The sequence below is a fragment of the Idiomarina tyrosinivorans genome, from assembly GCF_003987475.1.
GTDB lineage: Bacteria > Pseudomonadota > Gammaproteobacteria > Enterobacterales > Alteromonadaceae > Idiomarina > Idiomarina tyrosinivorans.
Genome location: NZ_PIQH01000004.1, coordinates 238356 through 258123, shown reverse-complemented (window position 1 = coordinate 258123; position 19768 = coordinate 238356). Strand labels below are relative to the sequence as shown.

21 protein-coding genes are annotated in these 19768 nt (G+C 49.3%); 4 read left to right on the top strand and 17 right to left on the bottom strand.

Annotated elements, in window-relative coordinates; genetic code table 11:
* The first annotated feature begins 30 nt into the window (after window positions 1-30).
* Window positions 31-1560 (top strand): sodium/proline symporter PutP, encoded by a 1530-nt coding sequence (gene putP / locus CWI84_RS06055; RefSeq protein ID WP_126841683.1) that lies wholly within the window; start codon window positions 31-33, stop codon window positions 1558-1560.
* 92 nt (window positions 1561-1652) lie between these two features.
* On the opposite strand, the gene rssA is transcribed toward putP, so the two are convergent.
* Window positions 1653-2621 carry a patatin-like phospholipase RssA gene (rssA, locus tag CWI84_RS06050; RefSeq protein WP_126841682.1) on the bottom strand — a complete coding sequence of 323 codons (969 nt, stop codon included), beginning with the start codon at window positions 2619-2621 and terminating at the stop codon, window positions 1653-1655.
* 88 nt (window positions 2622-2709) lie between these two features.
* On the opposite strand from rssA, the gene CWI84_RS06045 reads away from it, so the two are divergent.
* Window positions 2710-3921: an EAL and HDOD domain-containing protein gene (locus CWI84_RS06045; protein ID WP_126841681.1), complete on the top strand. Its 1212-nt coding sequence runs from the start codon at window positions 2710-2712 to the stop codon at window positions 3919-3921.
* Here CWI84_RS06045 and CWI84_RS06040 read toward each other — a convergent pair.
* Genes CWI84_RS06040 through CWI84_RS06030 form a run of 3 tightly spaced genes read right to left on the bottom strand, consistent with a single transcriptional unit; the run spans window position 3911 to window position 5455 of the window.
* Window positions 3911-4684, bottom strand: a complete 774-nt coding sequence (locus CWI84_RS06040) for a metallophosphoesterase (protein WP_126841680.1) — start codon at window positions 4682-4684, stop codon at window positions 3911-3913. The genes CWI84_RS06045 and CWI84_RS06040 overlap by 11 nt on opposite strands.
* Complete coding sequence (locus CWI84_RS06035; protein ID WP_126841679.1) at window positions 4596-5045, bottom strand: hypothetical protein; 450 nt, start codon at window positions 5043-5045, stop codon at window positions 4596-4598. Before CWI84_RS06035 ends, CWI84_RS06040 begins: the two co-directional genes overlap by 89 nt.
* Window positions 5046-5053: 8 nt before the next feature.
* A complete protein-coding gene (locus tag CWI84_RS06030) occupies window positions 5054-5455 on the bottom strand; it encodes a DUF1761 domain-containing protein (protein ID WP_126841678.1) in 402 nt (133 codons plus the stop codon).
* Window positions 5456-5535: 80 nt separating this feature from the next.
* Between CWI84_RS06030 and CWI84_RS06025 the strand changes: the two genes are divergently transcribed.
* The gene (locus tag CWI84_RS06025) at window positions 5536-6852 is read left to right on the top strand and encodes an anti-phage deoxyguanosine triphosphatase (protein ID WP_126841677.1); all 1317 of its coding nucleotides are present in this window, start codon (window positions 5536-5538) and stop codon (window positions 6850-6852) included.
* An 85-nt stretch (window positions 6853-6937) separates the two neighbouring features.
* Here the strand turns inward: CWI84_RS06025 and recA are convergent, their stop codons facing one another.
* Together recA and CWI84_RS06015 are read right to left on the bottom strand one after the other, a co-directional pair.
* Window positions 6938-7996, bottom strand: coding sequence for a recombinase RecA (gene recA / locus CWI84_RS06020; RefSeq protein ID WP_126841676.1), 1059 nt, complete (start codon window positions 7994-7996; stop codon window positions 6938-6940).
* A gap of 94 nt (window positions 7997-8090) precedes the next feature.
* Window positions 8091-8609: a CinA family protein gene (locus CWI84_RS06015; protein ID WP_126841675.1), complete on the bottom strand. Its 519-nt coding sequence runs from the start codon at window positions 8607-8609 to the stop codon at window positions 8091-8093.
* Window positions 8610-8644: 35 nt separating this feature from the next.
* Between CWI84_RS06015 and mutS the strand changes: the two genes are divergently transcribed.
* On the top strand, window positions 8645-11245 hold the full coding sequence (gene mutS, locus CWI84_RS06010; RefSeq protein WP_126841674.1) for a DNA mismatch repair protein MutS: 2601 nt from the start codon (window positions 8645-8647) through the stop codon (window positions 11243-11245).
* 29 nt (window positions 11246-11274) lie between these two features.
* Here the strand turns inward: mutS and rpoS are convergent, their stop codons facing one another.
* The 11 genes from rpoS to eno form a co-directional block, all read right to left on the bottom strand.
* On the bottom strand, window positions 11275-12243 hold the full coding sequence (rpoS, locus tag CWI84_RS06005) for an RNA polymerase sigma factor RpoS (RefSeq protein WP_126841673.1): 969 nt from the start codon (window positions 12241-12243) through the stop codon (window positions 11275-11277).
* Window positions 12244-12332: 89 nt separating this feature from the next.
* Window positions 12333-13127, bottom strand: a complete 795-nt coding sequence (locus CWI84_RS06000; protein WP_241968738.1) for a peptidoglycan DD-metalloendopeptidase family protein — start codon at window positions 13125-13127, stop codon at window positions 12333-12335.
* 80 nt (window positions 13128-13207) lie between these two features.
* Window positions 13208-13795 carry a YqaA family protein gene (locus tag CWI84_RS05995; RefSeq protein ID WP_126841671.1) on the bottom strand — a complete coding sequence of 196 codons (588 nt, stop codon included), beginning with the start codon at window positions 13793-13795 and terminating at the stop codon, window positions 13208-13210.
* Window positions 13792-14433, bottom strand: a complete 642-nt coding sequence (locus CWI84_RS05990; protein WP_241968743.1) for a protein-L-isoaspartate(D-aspartate) O-methyltransferase — start codon at window positions 14431-14433, stop codon at window positions 13792-13794. The genes CWI84_RS05995 and CWI84_RS05990 overlap by 4 nt, the downstream gene beginning before the upstream one ends.
* Window positions 14433-15179, bottom strand: a complete 747-nt coding sequence (gene surE / locus CWI84_RS05985; protein ID WP_126841670.1) for a 5'/3'-nucleotidase SurE — start codon at window positions 15177-15179, stop codon at window positions 14433-14435. The genes CWI84_RS05990 and surE overlap by 1 nt, the downstream gene beginning before the upstream one ends.
* A complete protein-coding gene (gene truD / locus CWI84_RS05980; protein ID WP_126841669.1) occupies window positions 15157-16194 on the bottom strand; it encodes a tRNA pseudouridine(13) synthase TruD in 1038 nt (345 codons plus the stop codon). The genes surE and truD overlap by 23 nt, the downstream gene beginning before the upstream one ends.
* Complete coding sequence (gene ispF / locus CWI84_RS05975; protein ID WP_126841668.1) at window positions 16191-16676, bottom strand: 2-C-methyl-D-erythritol 2,4-cyclodiphosphate synthase; 486 nt, start codon at window positions 16674-16676, stop codon at window positions 16191-16193. The genes truD and ispF overlap by 4 nt, the downstream gene beginning before the upstream one ends.
* The gene (gene ispD / locus CWI84_RS05970) at window positions 16673-17389 is read right to left on the bottom strand and encodes a 2-C-methyl-D-erythritol 4-phosphate cytidylyltransferase (protein WP_126841667.1); all 717 of its coding nucleotides are present in this window, start codon (window positions 17387-17389) and stop codon (window positions 16673-16675) included. Before ispD ends, ispF begins: the two co-directional genes overlap by 4 nt.
* On the bottom strand, window positions 17382-17687 hold the full coding sequence (gene ftsB, locus CWI84_RS05965) for a cell division protein FtsB (RefSeq protein WP_126841666.1): 306 nt from the start codon (window positions 17685-17687) through the stop codon (window positions 17382-17384). The genes ispD and ftsB overlap by 8 nt, the downstream gene beginning before the upstream one ends.
* A 91-nt stretch (window positions 17688-17778) precedes the next feature.
* Window positions 17779-18429: a hypothetical protein gene (locus CWI84_RS05960; protein ID WP_126841665.1), complete on the bottom strand. Its 651-nt coding sequence runs from the start codon at window positions 18427-18429 to the stop codon at window positions 17779-17781.
* Window positions 18430-18444: 15 nt separating this feature from the next.
* Window positions 18445-19740, bottom strand: a complete 1296-nt coding sequence (eno, locus tag CWI84_RS05955) for a phosphopyruvate hydratase (protein ID WP_126841664.1) — start codon at window positions 19738-19740, stop codon at window positions 18445-18447.
* Window positions 19741-19768 lie beyond the last annotated feature (28 nt).

Genomic DNA, 19768 nt, shown 5'->3' with positions numbered 1-19768 from the left:
CTATCAGAGCAACCAAAACAGGAGTTTATTGTGGAAACAGGCACGCTTATTTCTTTAGCGCTGTACTTTATCGCGATGCTCGGCATCGGCTTATACGCCTATAAGAAATCAACCGACGATGTCTCTGGCTATATGCTAGGTGGTCGTGGTTTAGGGCCAGCAGTAACGGCACTCTCCGCAGGCGCATCTGATATGAGTGGGTGGATGTTAATGGGCCTACCCGGGGCAATTTATATTGCCGGGATATCACAGTTATGGATTGCCGTCGGTCTACTGATCGGTGCTTACCTTAACTACATCATCGTTGCACCACGGTTACGGACATATACCGAGGTCGCTAACGACTCCATTACTATCCCAGACTACTTTGCTAACCGCTTCGATGACCGCAAACGTCATCTACGGCTATTTTCGTCAGTGGTAATTATTATTTTCTTTACCCTATATACCTCTGCTAGCTTAGTCGCGGGCGGTAAGCTATTCGACAGTTCATTCGGCATGGACTACAGCACTGGCTTGTGGGTTACCGCGGGGGTAGTTTGTGCTTATACCCTTTTCGGCGGTTTCCTCGCCGTGAGCATGACGGACTTTGTGCAGGGTTGTATCATGTTCGTCGCCCTAGTGATGGTGCCTATCGTGGCATATATCCACCTCGGTGGCATTAGCTCAGTGAATGAACAGGTCAGCGCAATTAACCCGGACTACCTTAAGTTCTTTACTGATGCGTCAGTATCCGACCCGCTACTGAAAAACATCTCAATACTAGGCGTGATTTCACTGTTGGCTTGGGGACTTGGTTACTTCGGCCAACCGCACATCATTGTTCGGTTTATGGCTATCCGCTCGGTACGCGACATCAAGAAAGCGCGCCGTATCGGTATTAGCTGGATGTTCGTCTCAATTATTGGTGCCATGGCAACCGGCTTTGTGGGTATCGCTTACGTGGCGGAAACTAAAATGACACTCAGTGATCCAGAAACGATATTCATTATTTTTTCACAGTTTTTATTCCACCCATTAATCGGTGGTTTTTTGCTCGCTGCGATTTTGGCAGCAATTATGAGTACGATTTCTTCGCAATTACTGGTGACATCAAGCTCTTTGACAGAAGATTTTTACAAAGCGTTCTTGCATAAAGACGCGAGTCAGAAAGAGCTCGTTTTTGTTGGTCGTATTTCGGTGCTCGTGGTATCTCTGGTGGCCATTGCGCTGGCTTGGAACCCACAAAACACGATTTTAACCTTGGTTAGTAATGCGTGGGCAGGTTTTGGTGCCGCATTCGGTCCAGTGATCATCCTCAGCTTGTTCTGGAAACGCATGAATCGTCAAGGTGCAATGGCTGGTATGTTAGTGGGGGCAGCAACGGTCTTATTCTGGATCTATGGCCCAGTAATGATAGATGGTCATCCTCTATCTGCCTACCTCTACGAAATCGTGCCAGGATTTATCTTAAGTACAATCGCTGTTGTAGTCGTGAGCCGTATGACTGAAGCACCTAATAAAGACCTTCAGGATACCTTTGAAGAGATGGAACGCGTTATCGAAACGCATGCAAAATAACCATCTCGGTAGGCACTGAAAACAACAATGCCAGTCAGGTTTCCCTGACTGGCATTTTTTAATCGCCATACGCTAGGTTTAGCGAATGTAGCTTAACCTCGGCGCTCTCGGTAAAGTTCAATTTCGTCTTGAATAAGGTCCTTCATTCTTGTGGTGGTTTCATAGCCAATCTCGATACCCTCGTCTCCCCGCTCAAACTCCATAATACCAATATGGCCGAGTTTCGGTTGAATGAGAATATCAGGCGGATCACCCGCCATTCGCGCTTTGGTGATCCGCTCTTGCATAATATCAATCGCCCCTGCCATTACGCCAAACATACCTGGTGCCTTGTGCTCGTTGCTTTTGAATTTCTGTACGATATTCTCGTAATAGTGTTGGCTGTGCGCCCAGAAATTCCCGAACATCCCTTGTTGATCATTGTCTTCTGACTGATGCTCAAGTTCCGCCTGCTCTACTTCTGTTTGCGGCGGAATACTGCGCGCACGGCTTTCAAGCGACTTGGTGTTGAGTTGTGAGTTGAGGTGCACTGCTATTACAAAATCTGCTCCCAGCGCCCGACATAGTGATACTGGCACTGGATTTACTAATCCCCCATCGACCAACCAACGGCCATCGTATGCGGTTGGCGCCAGTACACCCGGCATCGCGCTTGAGGCACGAGCAGCATTAAATATGTCACCTTTGCGCAACCAAATTTCGCGACCGCTATACAAATCAGTTGCCACTGCTCCGTAAGTGATCGGTAAGTCTTCTATACGGGTGGCGCCAAATTGCTCACGTGCGTAGTTAAAGACCTTCTCGCCACCAATCAGGCCGCCTTGATTAAACCCGAAATCCAACAGGTTAAATACCTCCCAACGGTTCATGCCTTTAACCCACTGTTCCATTTCAGACAGACGCCCTGATGCATAACCGGCGCCTACTAATGAGCCAATCGATGTGCCTGCAACCATGTTGATTTTAATACCAAGCTCTTCGAGTGCCTTAATCACACCGATGTGAGCCCAGCCGCGTGCGGCTCCAGAGCCCAGAGCTAGGGCAACATTTACGTCTGACATAGAACTCCTTTCCATAGCATTGATTAGGAAGTATGATGAACAAAATAACACACAGCTAATAGTTAATAACAAAATTCAGGGTCACACTGTGTCATTTTATGTTGCGCGCCAACCGATATTAAAAAAAGACAAATCGTTGTTTGCGTATGAATTGCTTTTCCGTAACGGACCGGAAAATGCCTTTCCTGATATCTCTCTTGACGAAGCCACCCAAAGACTCGTCGAAGGCAGCGAATTTAACTCAGGCATTCAACAGCTTACAGGAAATTCGTTGGCGTTTGTGAATTTTACCGCGCGCTCATTGAAGCAACGCCTGCCATTGCTTATGCCACACGACCAAATTGTGGTGGAACTTCTTGAAACCATTACACCGACCGCTGCCGTTGTTGAAGCTGTGCTAGAACTAAAACAAAAAGGCTATACCATCGCTTTAGACGACTTTGAGTATAGCGACGCGTGGCAACCATTAATTGAAATAGCGGATATCATAAAATACGATTTCCAAGCGTTAGGTGCAAACGGGCTGAAGCAGCAAATGGATCTTTTGCAAGGCTTTAGCGGCGTTTATCTCGCTGAAAAAATTGAAACCCATGACGAATTTACGCGTGCCAAAGAAATGGGGTTTAGCTTATTCCAAGGCTATTTTTTCGCCCGCCCAGAAATGGTTAAATCGCGCACGTTAAATGCCTCTCAGCAGATATACACCCAATTATTATCGCTGGTGAGCCAAAGCAATTTCTCCATTCCTGACGTGGTGAAAACGGTGGAAAAAGACACCGGAATGTCTTTCAAATTATTACGATTTGCGAATTCAGCCGTTTACCAACGCCGACAAAAAGTGGAAACGCTCCGGCAAGCTATTGTGTTTCTTGGGCAAAAAGAATTACAGCGCTTTGTTGCCATTATAGCCCTTTCAGAGCTGGGTTCGGGAAAACCGGAAGAATTATTAAAGCTATCAATACTACGCGCCCGCTTTTGCGAAATGATGGCAAATGATCTCAGTACCGCTAAGCTCGACCCCAGTCACGCATTTTTAACAGGTCTGCTATCCAACTTAGACGCTATAATGAACGATACCATTGAAAACTTGCTTGCACGTATTGCTATCAGCGAAAAGATTTCCGATGCATTAGTGGCAAAGAAAGGACCGTTGGCATTCCTCATCAGTTTGATCAACGCCTTTGAGCGAGCCAATTGGCCGGTCATTAAGCAGGCGTGTGAACGGTTGCAACGTCCTGAAGTAGAGGTTGCTAACATTTATAAACAAGCCGCAGACTGGGTAGAAACACTTAACGATTAAGTAACGCTGGAGTAAGCTCTAGAAGTGTTAACTTGCGTTGTGGCTCTTCTTTGCGCAGGAATGCACCAGTATCGATAAACAACAAATTGTTGCGATAACGAGGGACATCAACAATACAGTGCCCAACCAGAATGATGTCAACATCAGCAACGTCTTGCTGTGGTTTTACCGCTTGAAAGCGTTCTCGCGACCAAATTGCCGTCTCTATAGCGGCGTCTTCCGCTTGTTGCAGTTGGTGAATGAATTGACGCCATGAACTCCGCAGCGGCACGTCGGCATGGACAATCCCTACTCGCCCCCACTCATACAATACATCAATCGCTAGTGCGGTGTTGTGCTTGATCAGTTGGCTAAGTCGCTGCTGTTCATGGCTCGCTAACTGGAAAAACCAATCGCCACCAAAGCTGATCCAACGTTGTTTTAACGCGTTCGACGGTGAACGCATAAAGCGCAATAGCGTTGCTTCATGATTGCCCCGACAGCAGAAAAACCAGGGTTGATGCAGCAGTTCGAGCGTTTTGACTGATTCTGGGCCTCGATCAATTAAATCCCCAACGGCGAATAAACGATCTCGTGTTTGATCAAACTCCACTGCCGCCAACTGTTCTTTAAGTTGTTGGTACTCGCCGTGAATGTCACCGACAACAAAATCACGTCCAACGGCGTTACCCTTTTTAAATAGAACGCTCAGAAAGCGCCTCCCAACGGCACCAGCGAACCGTTTGCTGAAAATGTTGGCGCAGATGCTGGTTAAATTCTGCAAACGTTGTCAGTGGTTCATCCCGGCCGGTTAAGCAGTGCCAAGTAAAACGATGACAATTATTGCTCAGTGGATCGTAACCTCGTAAGTGAAATACCCACTCTAGCGCTCGCTTGACGGTTTCTTCTGGACGTTGACGGAGAGGCGTAGAGGTCGCTGAACAGGCGACCATAAAGTGTTCGCCACTGCGTTGTTGAATAAAGCGTTGATAGCTAACACGCCGCACTAAGCCACTACCGTGCAATTCCACGATACTCTCGTGGTCTACCACAACAGCGCTATGGTCGAAAAAACCATATACCTCACAACTGACTATGGCTCCCGGATTCACGGGGCCACATACAACAGGCTTATCTAACAACATTTATCCTTTTACTGCCAAGCGCCAATAATCGCGCCCATCAGAGTAAAGCCAAGGCTCAAATAACCACCGTTAATCGCTACATAACGCCAACTTCTCTGCTCATAAAGTGCTAACAGTAGTAGCGCCAAGGTTACCCAACCAAACCCTGCTAATAAACCATATAGTGCACCTAATTGCCAGTTGACATCTGTGCCACCAATGAACATCGCTAAGTTGAACGCCATTAATACACACAACAACAACGTGCCCAGCATTAACTTCGCCATATTGGCTTGAGCAAGCTGCTGTTCGGTTAACGCACAAGCTTGCATCCAAGCTTTTGCAAACATTATGGGCGAATACCAAATGGCTCCCAACATATGCATGGCAATAGCAGCCACAAGCACAGCCCAAACATTTAGGCTTTCCATAAAATACTCCAGTTTCGTTAAAGGCTTTGCTTTAGTTATGCTAGATTATGGAAAAAAAGCAATAGCAGCAGAGGCTTTTCATGGCTTGGCAAGACCGTATCGATCATCAATCGCCGGACCGTCCTAACGACCAACGCACCCCCTTTCAACGTGATAAAGCTCGGATCTTGCATTCCGCTGCGTTTCGCCGCCTACAAGCGAAAACGCAAGTGATGTATGTGGGCATGCACGACTTTCCGCGCACGCGCTTAACCCACTCATTAGAAGCCAGCCAAATTGGCAGTGGTTTAGTAAGCTTTTTGCGGCAACAGAATCAACACCCTGAACTCACTGAGTTGCTCTCCGAGTCTTTAGTTGAGTCATTATGTCTCGCACATGATATTGGTCATCCACCGTTTGGGCACGGGGGCGAAATCGCATTAAATTACATGATGCGAGAACATGGCGGCTTTGAAGGTAACGGCCAAACATTTCGTATTGTTACCCAGCTCGAGCCCTACACAGAGCACCATGGTATGAACCTAACCCGACGTACATTGTTGGGCTTAATGAAATACCCGGTACGCTATTCGCAAGTGAAGCAACATCAATTACCTACTGCTGTTGAACATTTTCGCCACTTACCTTCGCGTCAATGGCTGCCGCCAAAAGCACTTTACGACGACGACTGGCATTTAGTGGAATGGGTGTTTAGCGAATTTGATCGCGCTACAGCCGAACAATTTCAGTCGCTGCAGCAACCGCCTAGCGATAGCCAACACGGCTCGAGCAGGTTTCGCAGCATTGATGCCGGAATCATGGAAATCGCCGATGATATTGCCTACGGCGTACACGACTTAGAAGATGCCATTGTAGTGGGACTTATTGACCAAGCCCTTTGGCAACAGCAGGTCCTACCGATACTGAACGATCTCGCTGGGGACATCGCCAATCTGCAGCCAGAATCGCTTACTCAACGTTTGTTTGCAAAAGAGCACTACAGTCGTAAACAAGCGATTGGGGGACTGGTTAACTTATTGCTGACGTCAGTGACCATCACCGAATCGGGCATCGATACCAAACAGCCGTTGGTGAAATACCAAGCCACTTTGGGCAGCGCTGAAAAACAATTGCTGAAAACCTTAAAACAGTTCATTTTCCGCTGGGTCATTCGCAAACCAGAGATGCAACAGCAAGAATTCAAGGGACAACAAATCGTTATGGAGTTATTCGATGCCCTATCAGTAGAGCCCGAACGGCTGCTCCCCTATAATACTCAGCATCGTTATCAGCAAGCCATTGCGGAAGGTAAAAGTGGATACAGGGTTATTTCAGACTATCTATCAGGAATGACCGATGCCTATGCAGCTAGGTTGTATCGCGAACTATTCAACGTCAACAACACACTGCCATTGTAGTCGCCCAATAAAAATGACCCATATTCATTTGCTTAAATGAACATGGGTCACATTTTCTACAGTTCGGTATTTTTTAGCCGTTCGCTTACGATAGCGACAAGTCTTCGTCAGATCCCGCCTCTACTGCAGCTTTTTCCCCTTTCTTCACTTTTTCAGGCTTCGCCAACAACATTTCGCGTAAGGTCGTCTCTACTTCGTTAGCGATGTTGGTATTCTCTTGCAAATACTTCATTGCATTCGCTTTACCCTGGCCGATTTTATCGCCTTTATAGCTGTACCAAGCACCAGCTTTATCAATCAATTTGTGCTTCACACCTAAATCGATCAATTCGCCTTCTTTTGAAATACCGGCACCGTATAGGATCTGGAATTCCGCTTGCTTGAAAGGTGGTGCCACTTTGTTCTTCACCACTTTCACCCGCGTTTCGTTGCCTACAACCTCGTCGCCTTCTTTTAACGCACCGGTACGACGAATATCCAAACGTACTGATGAATAGAATTTTAGCGCGTTACCACCCGTTGTGGTTTCTGGGTTACCAAACATCACCCCAATCTTCATTCGGATTTGGTTGATGAAGATACACAGGCTGTTTGACTTTTTAATGTTCGCGGTTAATTTACGCAACGCTTGAGACATTAATCGAGCCTGCAAACCTACATGGCTATCACCCATCTCACCTTCGATTTCTGCCTTCGGTGTCAGTGCTGCAACCGAGTCAACAATAACGACGTCTACAGCACCAGAGCGCACCAACATGTCACAAATTTCTAATGCTTGCTCACCCGTGTCTGGCTGAGAAACCAATAGATCGTCAACATTGACCCCAAGACGCTCGGCGTAAACAGGATCTAACGCGTGTTCTGCATCGACGAAAGCACAGGTTTTTCCCGCTCGTTGCGCTTCGGCAATCACTTGCAATGTGAGCGTGGTTTTACCGCTTGATTCTGGCCCGTAAATCTCGACCACACGACCAAATGGTAAACCGCCAATCCCTAGCGCGATATCTAGGCTCAACGAACCGGTTGATACTGAAGCGATATCCATGGCTTGGTTATCACCCAATCGCATGATTGAACCTTTACCGAATTGGCGTTCAATCTGGCCGACTGCGGCATCTAGTGCTTTTTGACGATCATTACTCATATTCTGCTCCAGTGATGAATACTGTGTTTTTGAACAGTATACTGTACATTGGTACAGTATCAAGCTGTTCCACGACTTTTTTTAAAGATATTAGTTAAGGTGCTGATTTAATTTCATTTATTAAGTTATCAAGAGCGTCAATAATGGTTTTTTCGCGCACTGTTTGGCGATCACCAGTAAATTGTTGCTTCCACTGTCGCTCGATGCCTGGCCCAGCCAGTGCAAACCACACTAAACCTACGGGTTTATCTATAGTACCGCCGGCAGGACCTGCAACGCCGCTAACAGCGATACTCCAGTCGCTCGCTGTTTGTTGTCGAATACCTGCGGCCATTTGTGCCACACAGTCCCGGCTTACCGCACCCTCTTGCGCCAAGGTGGCTGGCGTAACCCCCAACCATTGCTGTTTGAGCTGATTAGTATAAGTCACCATCGCGCCATGAAACCACGCTGAACTGCCCGCAATGGCGGTTAACCAATAAGCGATGCCGCCGGCGGTACAAGATTCTGCCGTTGCCACCGTTTGTTGACGGCTGTGCAATAGTTGCCCTAACTGTTCAGCTAGGACTGCACATTGTCGCTGCTGTTGGTTATGATAGGCGTTATCGGTCATGCTAAAAACACTCCAAAATAAGTAGAACGCAAATTATGGATGAAACCGCGAAGGCGAAACAAAAAACTACATCACATACGCCAATGATGCAGCAATATCTGCGCATAAAGTCAGAGCATCCTAACATTTTATTGTTCTATCGAATGGGGGATTTTTACGAGCTGTTTTTTGACGATGCCAAACGCGCTGCCGAACTGCTCGACATCTCACTTACCCAGCGCGGGCAAAGTAATGGGCAGCCCATCCCTATGGCTGGCGTTCCCTACCATGCGGTAGAGAGCTATTTGGCGCGGCTAGTGCAACGCGGTGAATCTGTCGCCATCTGCGAACAAATTGGTGACCCAGCGACCAGTAAAGGTCCTGTTGAGCGCAAAGTGGTGCGGATCTTAACGCCAGGCACACTCACCGATGAATCGTTACTCAGCGATCGCCAACAGAATTTGTTGACCGCACTGAGTTACCACAACCAATGTTATGGCCTTGCCAGCATCGAGTTAAGTAGTGGCCGTTTTGTCGTTACTGAAGTGCAAACTGAAGAGCAAGTTGCGGCTGAGTTACAACGTCTAACACCCGCAGAATTGCTCTATCCCGAGGGTTTGGATATTAGCACGCTGCCGCTTGCACAAACGCGTAGCCGACGGAGACCCAGTTGGGATTTCGACAGTCAGACGGCTGAAACCTTATTAAATCAACAGTTTAATACCCAACACTTAGCCGGGTTTGGCGTCAGTCACTTGCACACGGCACTGGGGGCTGCCGGTGCATTACTGCAGTACTTACAAGAAACTCAGCGCACTGCGTTACCGCATATTCAGCAAATCACCCAGGAACACAGCAGTGATGCGATTATTTTAGATGCCGCGACACAGCGCAATTTAGAGCTAGTAGAACCGCTCAGTCGCGGGTCTAGCTGTTTAGCTGATGTCGTAGATGAAACCGTTAGCGCAATGGGCAGTCGCCAATTTAAGCGTTGGCTACAGCGGCCTATCCGTGACCGCCAGGTATTGAATCAGCGTTACGACGCCGTTGCCGGATTAACCCACGCACAGAGCTATGAAACGTTGCAACAACAGCTACGCCAGATGGGCGACATTGAACGTATTGTTGGTCGGTTAGGACTGCGCAGCGCCCGCCCCCGCGATTTCGCACGGCTGCGCGACAGTCTAATGCAACTTCCTGAACTACAACAACAGCTCTCCCATCCTGCATTGCAGCTCTGGCAACAACGCTTGCAACCTCTGCCAGAGCTGGCCGAACACCTGCAACGGGCTATCATTGAACAACCGCCAGTATTAATCCGCGACGGCGGCGTGATTGCCGAAGGTTACGACTCGCAACTGGATGAATACCGTAATTTAGCCTCTGGGGCCGAGGACTTTTTACGCCAGTTAGAACAGCAGGAACGCGAACGCACCGGTATCGCCACACTGAAAGTCGGATATAATAAAGTTCATGGTTATTACATCGAAACCAGTCGTAACGCTGCTGGGCAAATTCCCAGTGATTACCAACGTCGGCAAACGCTGAAAAATACCGAACGTTATATCGTACCGGCGTTAAAACAACATGAAGAAGAGGTACTGGGCAGCCAAGCAAAGGCTCTGGCTCGAGAAAAACTGCTGTATGAGCAGCTGTTTGATTTTTGCCAGCCATTTCTGGCTCGACTTCAAGATATCGCGCAAACGCTGGCCGAACTAGACACGTTAAGTGCATTCGCTAAGTTGGCGGAGCAACGTCAATACCACCGCCCAGAACTCAGCACCACTGCTGGTGAATTACACCTAACTGGGGCGCGTCATCCAGTGGTTGAACGGGTCAGCGACAGTCCGTTTATTGCCAACGATACGGTACTCAATAAACAACGCCGCATGCTGATGATCACCGGCCCCAATATGGGCGGTAAATCGACTTACATGCGCCAAGCGGCGCTTATCGTGATCCTCGCACACATGGGATGCTACGTTCCGGCATCAGCCGCAGTGATTGGTGAATTTGACCGTATTTTCACTCGCATTGGTGCCGCTGATGACCTCAGCTCGGGGCGTTCGACCTTTATGGTAGAAATGACTGAAACCGCCAACATTCTGCACAATGCTACGGCTTCTAGCCTGGTATTAATGGATGAGATTGGTCGTGGTACTTCGACCTATGACGGTTTATCGCTAGCATGGGCATGCGCGGTACAATTGGCTAGCAAGGTGGGTTGTGCGACCATGTTTGCAACACATTATTTTGAATTAACCGAACTCGCAGAGCAGTATTCAAATACCCATAATATTCACGTCGATGCCCATGAACACGGCGACACTATCGCCTTTTTGCACCAAGTTAAAGAGGGTGCCGCAAGTAAGAGTTTTGGTATTCAAGTCGCAAAATTGGCGGGAGTTCCCAAAGACGTAATCGCGTTAGCACAACAACAGCTTAGCGCCTTAGAGCAGCAACATCAGCAACCAACGCAGTTAGCTTCAGAAACTGTAACAGGCGACACAACGCGAGATGGCACGCATACCCCCGAGCCTGCGACGCCGTCAATGGCTGAACAATTAGCCGGCGAGCTACAACGCTTAGATACCGATAGTTTGACCCCGAAACAGGCATTGGATCTGCTCTATTCGTGGCGCTCGCGTTATTCGTGAGCGCCACCAGTGGCACCAATTTGTGCGTATTACTGCGGCGAGAATAGCGCGTCTAATGACAGCCCCTGCTGACGCAGAAACTCTCGTAGTTTGCGCAAGGCCTCAACTTGGATTTGCCGCACTCGCTCGCGCGTTAGGCCTATTTCTTGGCCGACATCTTCCAAAGTCGACGGTTCATAGCCCAGTAGGCCAAAGCGCCGAGCCAAGACTTCACGTTGTTTCGGATTCAACGCATCTAACCATTCGGTAATGCGCAGCTTCAGATCATCGTCTTGCAGCACACCTTCCGGACCTTGGTCATTTTCATCGGCAATAATGTCCAATAACGCTTTATCGTTATCGCCACCAATTGGCGTATCCACCGACGAGACTCGCTCGTTCAAGCGCAACATCTTGTTAACGTCTTTGGTAGGACGGTTCAAGCTCTGGGCGATATCTTCTGCCGTGGGCTCATGATCTAACTTGTGCGCCAATTCACGTGCTGCGCGCAAATAAACATTCAGCTCTTTGACAACATGAATAGGTAAACGGATAGTGCGAGTTTGATTCATGATTGCCCGTTCGATGGTCTGACGAATCCACCAAGTGGCATAGGTAGAAAAGCGGAAACCCCGTTCTGGGTCGAATTTTTCGACGGCGCGGATTAGCCCCAAGTTTCCCTCTTCGACCAAGTCGAGCAAGGCTAAGCCACGATTAGAGTAGCGTCGTGCAATTTTTACGACTAAGCGCAAATTGCTCTCGATCATACGTTTACGCGCCGCTTCATCACCGCGCAATGCAAGTCGAGAGTAGAAAACCTCTTCTTCAGCGGTTAGTAAGGGGGAAAAGCCTATTTCACCTAAATACAGCTGCGTGGCATCCATCCGCCGCTGATACTGATTCGGTGCTGCTAATGCGTCTTCCAGTTCTGTATCGTCGTCAACAGAGTCTTGCGCCTCTTCCGTTAGCGCTTGGTCTTCAACTGCTTCATCGACAACTTCTTCCTTTTTCCGGCTCATAACGATATCTCCTCGTCCAGAAACTCGTGTAACGTAACACGTCGACCTCCTTATCTATTATTATTATTCCCACTCGAAAACTATCGAGCTTAAGGCAAGTAGCGTTTTGGATTCACCGACTTGCCACGAAAGCGCAATTCAAAATGTAACTGCACGCGTTGGGCATCTGAATCTCCCATTGTGGCGATCGTTTGCCCAACATCTACCCACTGCTGCTCTTTGACTAACAGCTCCTCATTGTGGGCATAAGCGGTAATATAATCATCGTTATGTTTCAAAATGATTAAACGACCAAACCCGCGCAGTGCGCTTCCAACATAAACCACTTTTCCGGCTGCCGCCGCTTTAACGGCATCCCCTCGCTGACCCGCGAAGTTAATGCCTTTATTGCCTCGTTCTGCCAATGAGAAACCTTCAAGAATGGCGTTCTCTGTTGGCCACTGCCACTCGATGTCCGCATTCCTAATCTGCGGTTCTTGGGCGCTTTCAGGCAACGAAACAGCGCTTTTATGCGGCTGTTTTTTAATAGATTTTTGATTACCCTTATTGGCAACATACTCTTTATGACTAGGCTTGGCAACGGGCTTACTTAGAGCATTTTGAGATTGAGAGTTGGCGTTTTTATTACTTGACGAACTAGCCAACGAAGAACTGCGGTCTCCAGTGCGACGACGAGAATCGCTGTCTGGTAAGGTCAGAGATTGTCCAGGGAAAATGGTGTAAGGTTCGGACAGATTGTTGAGCTGCGCCAACTCACGAACATCAGTATTTGCTCTGAAGGCGATAGAATACAGTGTCTCACCCTTTTCAACAGTATAAGAATCGGTGTGCAAGGAGTTGGACTCGAAATCTTCGAACGTCTTTCCGGTATAAAGTTTGGTCACCGGTGCAGGTGCAGTACGGCTACTACAGCCGCTGGCCACGAGCACCGTACTGAAAACTACAGCAACACTGAGTCGAATCGTTATTTTAGGAACTGATAAACGCCATAGCCGATAACGACCAACGCCACCAGTGCCCAACCCAATGTGTCTATCCATTGTTGTAACTTCGCTTCCATTTTCGCGCCACCAAGCTTCATTAAGCCTGCCACAAGATAAAAACGCAACCCTCGACTGATCACCGATGCCAACAGAAACGGAATGAACGCCACACTCATCATACCGGCCGTCACAGTAAACAATTTGTAAGGGATTGGCGAAAAACCGGCAATAAAGACGATTGCCACGCCCCACGTTTCAAACCATTGTTGCACTTGTACAAAACCCTGTTGGTAACCGAAAGTTTCAACCATCGGTTGGACAACAGTATCAAATGCCCAGAAGCCCAATAGATACCCCGCCACGCCACCAAACGCTGAAGCCAACGTAGCAATCAATGCATAGTGCCAAGCCTTTTGCGGGCGTGCCAATGCCATCGGTGCCAACATGACGTCTGGCGGAATAGGGAAAAATACCGCTTCAGTACAACTTAACGCGGCGAGAAAATAACTGGCTTTCGGGTGTGAAGACCACTTTAGTACGCGTTGGTACAACGCCGAAAATATTTTCACAATAAGGCCCCTTTAACCAACGGCACAAAGCGAACATCACCAATCTTTTGCTGCTCAAATTGGTCGCCAAAGCGGCGAATCACATAAAGCGTTTGCTGCGCCTCACCGACAGGTAAAATCATCACCCCACCATCACCGAGCTGTTGCAGTAATGCCTCGGGCACATTATTAGGCGCTGCTGTGACAATGATTCCATCAAACGGCGCTTTACTCGACCAACCTTCCCAGCCGTCGCCGTGACGAGTGGCAACATTGTGCAAGTCGAGTTGCTTCAAACGCCGTTTAGCTTGGTACTGGAGGGCACCAATACGCTCAACACTGAACACTTTTTCAACCAATTGCGCGAGAATGGCGGTTTGGTAGCCTGAGCCCGTGCCGATTTCCAACACCTTATGGCATTGATGCTGCATCAGTAGCTGCGTCATCGTCGCAACCATAAGTGGTTGCGAAATCGTCTGCCCATTGCCAATGGGGAGTGCGGTATTATCGTAGGCTTTATGAGCCAGTGACTCGGGCATAAAACGATGGCGAGGCGTCGTTTCCATGACCGCTAGCACTCGCTCATTACTAATTCCCTGCGCTTGTAGCGCTTTAACCAGTTTACTGGCGACACCTTGGAAGCCTTGCATTGTCGTCATCACGCCGATAACCACTCCGCCAACGTCTGTTGATGGCGATTTGCCGTCATATCTAAGCTTAGCGGCGTAATCGATACGTAGCCGTCGCGAATCGCCGCAAAATCCGTTCCCGGCTCATCATCCGCATGCGGACCCAGCGGACCGTACCAATAGATATCGCGCCCGAATGGGTCTTTGTCGTGCACCATGGCTCCAGCGCGATGGCGTTGGCCTAGCCGGGTGACTCGCGTACCCTTAATTTGCTCGTAATCACCGTAAGGGACGTTGACGTTAAGGATGGTATCCAATTTTAATGGTTGCTGTTCCATCGCCTGTACTAACTCAGCGACCACTTTCGCGGCAGTATGATAGTAGTCATGGCCACGATCTCCCATCGATACCGCAATAGACGGCAAGCCCATGAAGCGCCCTTCCATTGCTGCAGCGACAGTACCGGAATACAACACATCATCGCCCATGTTCGGACCATCATTAATTCCAGAGACGACCAAATCGATTTCCCCGGCTAAGCGCGAATTTGTGCCTAAGTGTACGCAATCGGTTGGTGTTCCGTTCAGCGAATAGAAGCCATTTTCTAAACGGTGTACACGTAATGGGTTATGTAGCGTTAATGAGTTACTGGCGCCACTGCAGTTACGATCTGGGGCGATTACCGTGACCTTGGCAATTTCGCTCAGCGCTCGATACAGCGCATGAATGCCTGGAGCGTGCACACCGTCATCGTTACTCAGTAGTATGTTCATCATGCTGGTTGTTCTCTGTAGTTATCAATTCATCTAAAAAGGTTGTTGCAAAGGCGCCGCTGGGTAACCTAAACGTTAGCACGACATCGCTACCTTCAGCGGTTGCAGTAAATGCTTCAGGACGTAACCATAACACGCGTCGATCGGCCCTGACACCGGCATCAGCGAGACCTTCAAGCAACGCTTTATGGGGTTCTAAGGCCTGCTGCTCAAAAGCTAACGCCTCCGCATCACTGCCCCAGCTACCACTTCCTGGTAACGGTGCGGTTAAGGCAATATCTCCCGCCGCCAGGCGTGCTTGTTCTTCGGCTCCCCACTGCTCAACACTAAATTGTGAACGGGAACCCGCCAAACGTACACAGTCACCCGCTAACAAGGTGTTTGTCCCCAAGCCTAAACGCGCCGCAACCACATCGTTAAATAAGTAACTGCGTATGGTCGATAGCCACAAACTTCGTTGTGCCTTTTTTATCCGCTTTTGTCCGTTCAACAACCAGTCACTGGCGCGTTGAAAGTTATTACCACCATGGCCGAAACGTTGCTCGCCAAAGTAGTTTGGCACACCTTGCTGCGCCACTGCGGTTGCCCGTTCAACAAACGCTTCGGGCGCTGCCACGTCGCGCAACCGAATAACGAAGGTATTGGCTTTGTGTAATCCCGTGGGCAGCTTTTTGCTACGTTGTATCGCTTGTTCTACCGCAAACTCCGAGTGCTGCAAACCTTGCCAGTCCAGTAACGGTTGCCCCGGTAGCTGAATAGAAAACCATTGCCACGTCAGCGCCTGGCGGTCTTTCATTCCAGAAAAGCTCACTTGGCGAGCGGAGACGCCGGCAAATTTTGCCAATTGTTCCGCAACATAACGGGTGTTTGCGCCACGTTTTCTAATCCATAGCCATTGGTGTTCACCAGCCCCCTCATCGGCAACATCGAGTTGCTCGATCACTTGAAAGTCTTCCGGTTGCTGTTTAAAGGTGGCTTGCACTAACGCCGCGTTTGACGCTCTAGGCCATACTTTCATGAATGCTCCTGTAGCAATACCACTGCCTCGCACGCAATGCCCTCTTCACGCCCCACAAAACCGAGCTTTTCGGTCGTGGTTGCTTTCACACTAACCTGCGACACCTTCACCGCTAAGCAGTCAGCAATAGCTTCTCGCATAGCCAGTATATGCGGTGCCATTTTAGGCGACTGTGCCATAATCGTCAGATCGGCATTCAGCAAGTGGAAACCTTGTTGCTTAATTAAGCGATACACCTGCTGCAGCAACTGACGGCTGTCGGCGCCAGCAAACTGCGCGTCCGTATCGGGAAAATGCTGACCAATATCGCCCAGCGCCAGTGCGCCTAACAGTGCGTCGGCCAGCGCGTGCAAGGCTACATCACCATCGGAATGCGCCTGCAATGAACGCTCAGACGCAAGCTCTACGCCAGCGATTCTTAACGGTTTGGTTTTTGCTTCCCAACGGTGCACATCAAAGCCATGCCCTATGCGTAACGTCATTGTTGCTGTCCTTCTTGCTGATGCGTTAAATACCAAGACACCAGCGCTAAATCCTCAGGGTACGTGAGCTTGATATTCTGTTCACTGCCTAACACTAACAACGGTGAACCTCCGCAGGCTTCTATGGCGGAAGCCTCATCAGTGATTAGGGGGTTATCGGTACCAACCTTGCGTAGCGCCTGTGCAAGTGTGCTAGCGCCAAATAGTTGCGGGGTTTGGGCGCGCCAGAGATTTTCGCGCGCTACGCTGGCAGTAATCTGCTTCTGGCTATTCCCACGTTTTATCGTATCGGCTACCGGCAAAGCCAGGATCGCGCCATCCTTTGCCGCTAGGCCCTCATTGAGTAAGCGTTGCAAAGCGGCTTGCGGTAGGCACGGTCGAGCAGCATCGTGCACCAATACGTGCGTGGCATCCAAGCGTAACGCCGCCTCTACCCCAGCGAGCACTGAGGCAGCGCGAGTTGAGCCACCACTCACACAGTGAATGTCCGGCTGCTGTAATTGCGGGAATTGTTGTAAAAGATGCTCAGGCGCCTGCACCGCGATGACAACCGCGGCCACGTTAGGGTGTGACCGCAGCGCGTTAATGCTGTGCTCTAACACTGAGGCACCATGAATCTGAAGGTATTGTTTCGGAGTCTGTTGCTGAAACCGTGAGCCCTGACCTGCTGCAGGTATCACGCCAATAATGCGTTGCTGAGTATCCTCAGTCACCGGAACTGTCCTCTGGCGTTGGGGGTTTCATCGGCACTATACGGAAAAAGACTTCGCCTTTTTTGATCAGGCCAATCTCATTGCGGGCGCGTTCTTCTAGCGCGTCTTCACCGGCGTGCAGATTTTTTATGTCGGCGTACAATAGTGCGTTGCGGCGAGCTAGCTTTTCGTTACTTTCGCGTTGATGAGCCACTTCCTTTTGTAACTGCCAATAGTCAGGAAGGCTATTTTTACCTAGCCATAAGCGGTATTGCAGAGCCGCAAGTATTCCTAACAAGATGACCGTAACGAGCTTCATATCGACCTCAGCGCTGAATTCACTTCATTATGTCGACTTTAGCCGCCGCTGAAAAGCGCCACCGCTAAATTTCTTTCGTTGCCGTCATGGGCTACTCGGGAATCCGTACAACGTGTGCAAAACCTTTCCAATCTAGGGTTGCCACCAGCAGTAACTCGCGCAAACTCAACGGCGTTGGCGATAACCGCCCCTGTGCTCCCCAACGATGGCCACAAGCGGCTGCCGTCATCACTTTTTTATCCGGTTTTATCAACCGACAGGCCGAATCTATCGGATCTTCCGCGATGCCGTCGAAGCTGAACCACCCCTGGTAGTTCAGCCGCACTCGTTGTTGCTCACGATCAACTCGATCAACACTGTCCAATAAAATGCGCTGTTCCGTCGCAGAATAGACCCACACTGGTAGCACTAACCCCAGTGCTGCGTGGCGCTTCAGCCATTGGTTTAGCGCTGACGCTTGCGCGGTTGCACGTTCTGCATTGGCTGGGCACTGCTTCGCTTGGCGCTGTGACCAACTGGCGTTTTGCACATCCAAGGCAAGCGGAGACTTTGACGCTAACGAGCCGCGCGCAGCTCGTTGAATATAGAAAGGTAAACTGGCCAGCCGCTTCTGTAACGCTGTAGCAGAGACGGCTGGTATTTGCGCAAGCTGCTGCAACTCACGCTCATACAACGCGGTACATAATTCAGCGTACTGACCCTGCTGGGCCAGCGGTTGAAAAATGTCCGTTTGATCACTCATCAGTGAGCTTGACGCTTATTTTGCTGCCAACACTTCGGCACGACCGCGATAGACTGCGCGCTCGGCCAATTCTTGTTCAATACGAAGCAATTGGTTGTATTTAGCAACGCGATCAGAACGGCACAGTGAACCTGTTTTGATTTGCCCGGCTGCGGTACCCACTGCAAGGTCAGCGATGGTGGCGTCTTCCGTTTCACCTGAACGGTGGGAAATAACAGCGGTATAACCTGCGTCACGCGCCATTTTGATAGCAGCCAAGGTTTCTGACAACGAACCAATTTGGTTAAACTTAATCAGAATTGAATTAGCGATATGCTTATCAATACCCTGCTGCAAAATTTCGGTATTAGTAACAAACAGGTCATCACCGACCAACTGGACTTTGTCACCGAGCTTTTCGGTTAGAACTTTCCAACCATCCCAATCACTTTCATCCAGTCCATCTTCAATGGAGATAATCGGATAGCGATCACACAATTCGGCTAAATAGTCAGCAAATTCTGCGGCGCTGAAGGATTTCCCTTCACCGCTCAAATGGTACTTACCATCACGATAAAACTCGCTCGCGGCGCAGTCGAGCGCTAAAGTGATGTCACTCCCCATCCGATATCCAGCGTTTTCAACCGCTTCAATGATCACTTGCAGTGCTTCTTCATTAGAAGCCAAATCCGGAGCAAAGCCTCCCTCATCACCAACTGCGGTGCTTAAACCACGCTTCTGCAGCACTTTTTTCAACGCATGAAAAACTTCCGCGCCCATCCGCAAACCTTCACGGAAGCTCTTTGCGCCAACCGGCTGGATCATAAATTCTTGAATATCTACGTTGTTGTCAGCGTGTTCACCGCCATTTAAAATATTCATCATCGGTAGCGGCATGCTGTACTCACCCGCCGTGCCATTAAGCTCAGCAATATGCTGATATAGCGCTTTACCTTGGCTAATTGCCGCCGCTTTGGCCACTGCTAGTGAAACCGCTAAAATGGCGTTTGCGCCGAGCTTATCTTTGTTTTTGCTACCATCTAACGCCAACATCACGTCGTCAATCGCTTGTTGTTGGGTGGCATCTTTGCCAACTAGGGCCGGAGCAATAATGTCGTTGACATTACTAACAGCCGTTAATACCCCCTTCCCCAAGTAACGCGCTTTGTCGCCATCGCGCAGTTCTAGTGCTTCACGTGAACCAGTCGAAGCGCCACTAGGTGCCGCCGCACGACCCATAGCACCAGAGTCAAGCAATACGTCGGCTTCAATGGTTGGGTTACCACGTGAGTCCATAATTTCACGAGCAACAATCTTGGCAATTTTTGTCATCTTTTCAGTCCTAGTTCGATAAACCTTG

Bases quoted from the DNA above. Each gene is read 5' to 3' on its own strand.
- rssA (WP_126841682.1), bottom strand. From the start codon at position 2,621: ATGTCAGACGTAAATGTTGCCCTAGCTCTGGGCTCTGGAGCCGCACGC.
- CWI84_RS06035 (WP_126841679.1), bottom strand. From the start codon at position 5,045: ATGTTGTTAGATAAGCCTGTTGTATGTGGCCCCGTGAATCCGGGAGCC.
- CWI84_RS06030 (WP_126841678.1), bottom strand. From the start codon at position 5,455: ATGGAAAGCCTAAATGTTTGGGCTGTGCTTGTGGCTGCTATTGCCATG.
- CWI84_RS06025 (WP_126841677.1), top strand. From the start codon at position 5,536: ATGGCTTGGCAAGACCGTATCGATCATCAATCGCCGGACCGTCCTAAC.
- recA (WP_126841676.1), bottom strand. From the start codon at position 7,996: ATGAGTAATGATCGTCAAAAAGCACTAGATGCCGCAGTCGGCCAGATT.
- CWI84_RS06015 (WP_126841675.1), bottom strand. From the start codon at position 8,609: ATGACCGATAACGCCTATCATAACCAACAGCAGCGACAATGTGCAGTC.
- mutS (WP_126841674.1), top strand. From the start codon at position 8,645: ATGGATGAAACCGCGAAGGCGAAACAAAAAACTACATCACATACGCCA.
- rpoS (WP_126841673.1), bottom strand. From the start codon at position 12,243: ATGAGCCGGAAAAAGGAAGAAGTTGTCGATGAAGCAGTTGAAGACCAA.
- CWI84_RS05990 (WP_241968743.1), bottom strand. From the start codon at position 14,433: ATGACGACAATGCAAGGCTTCCAAGGTGTCGCCAGTAAACTGGTTAAA.
- surE (WP_126841670.1), bottom strand. From the start codon at position 15,179: ATGATGAACATACTACTGAGTAACGATGACGGTGTGCACGCTCCAGGC.
- truD (WP_126841669.1), bottom strand. From the start codon at position 16,194: ATGAAAGTATGGCCTAGAGCGTCAAACGCGGCGTTAGTGCAAGCCACC.
- ispF (WP_126841668.1), bottom strand. From the start codon at position 16,676: ATGACGTTACGCATAGGGCATGGCTTTGATGTGCACCGTTGGGAAGCA.
- ftsB (WP_126841666.1), bottom strand. From the start codon at position 17,687: ATGAAGCTCGTTACGGTCATCTTGTTAGGAATACTTGCGGCTCTGCAA.
- CWI84_RS05960 (WP_126841665.1), bottom strand. From the start codon at position 18,429: ATGAGTGATCAAACGGACATTTTTCAACCGCTGGCCCAGCAGGGTCAG.
- eno (WP_126841664.1), bottom strand. From the start codon at position 19,740: ATGACAAAAATTGCCAAGATTGTTGCTCGTGAAATTATGGACTCACGT.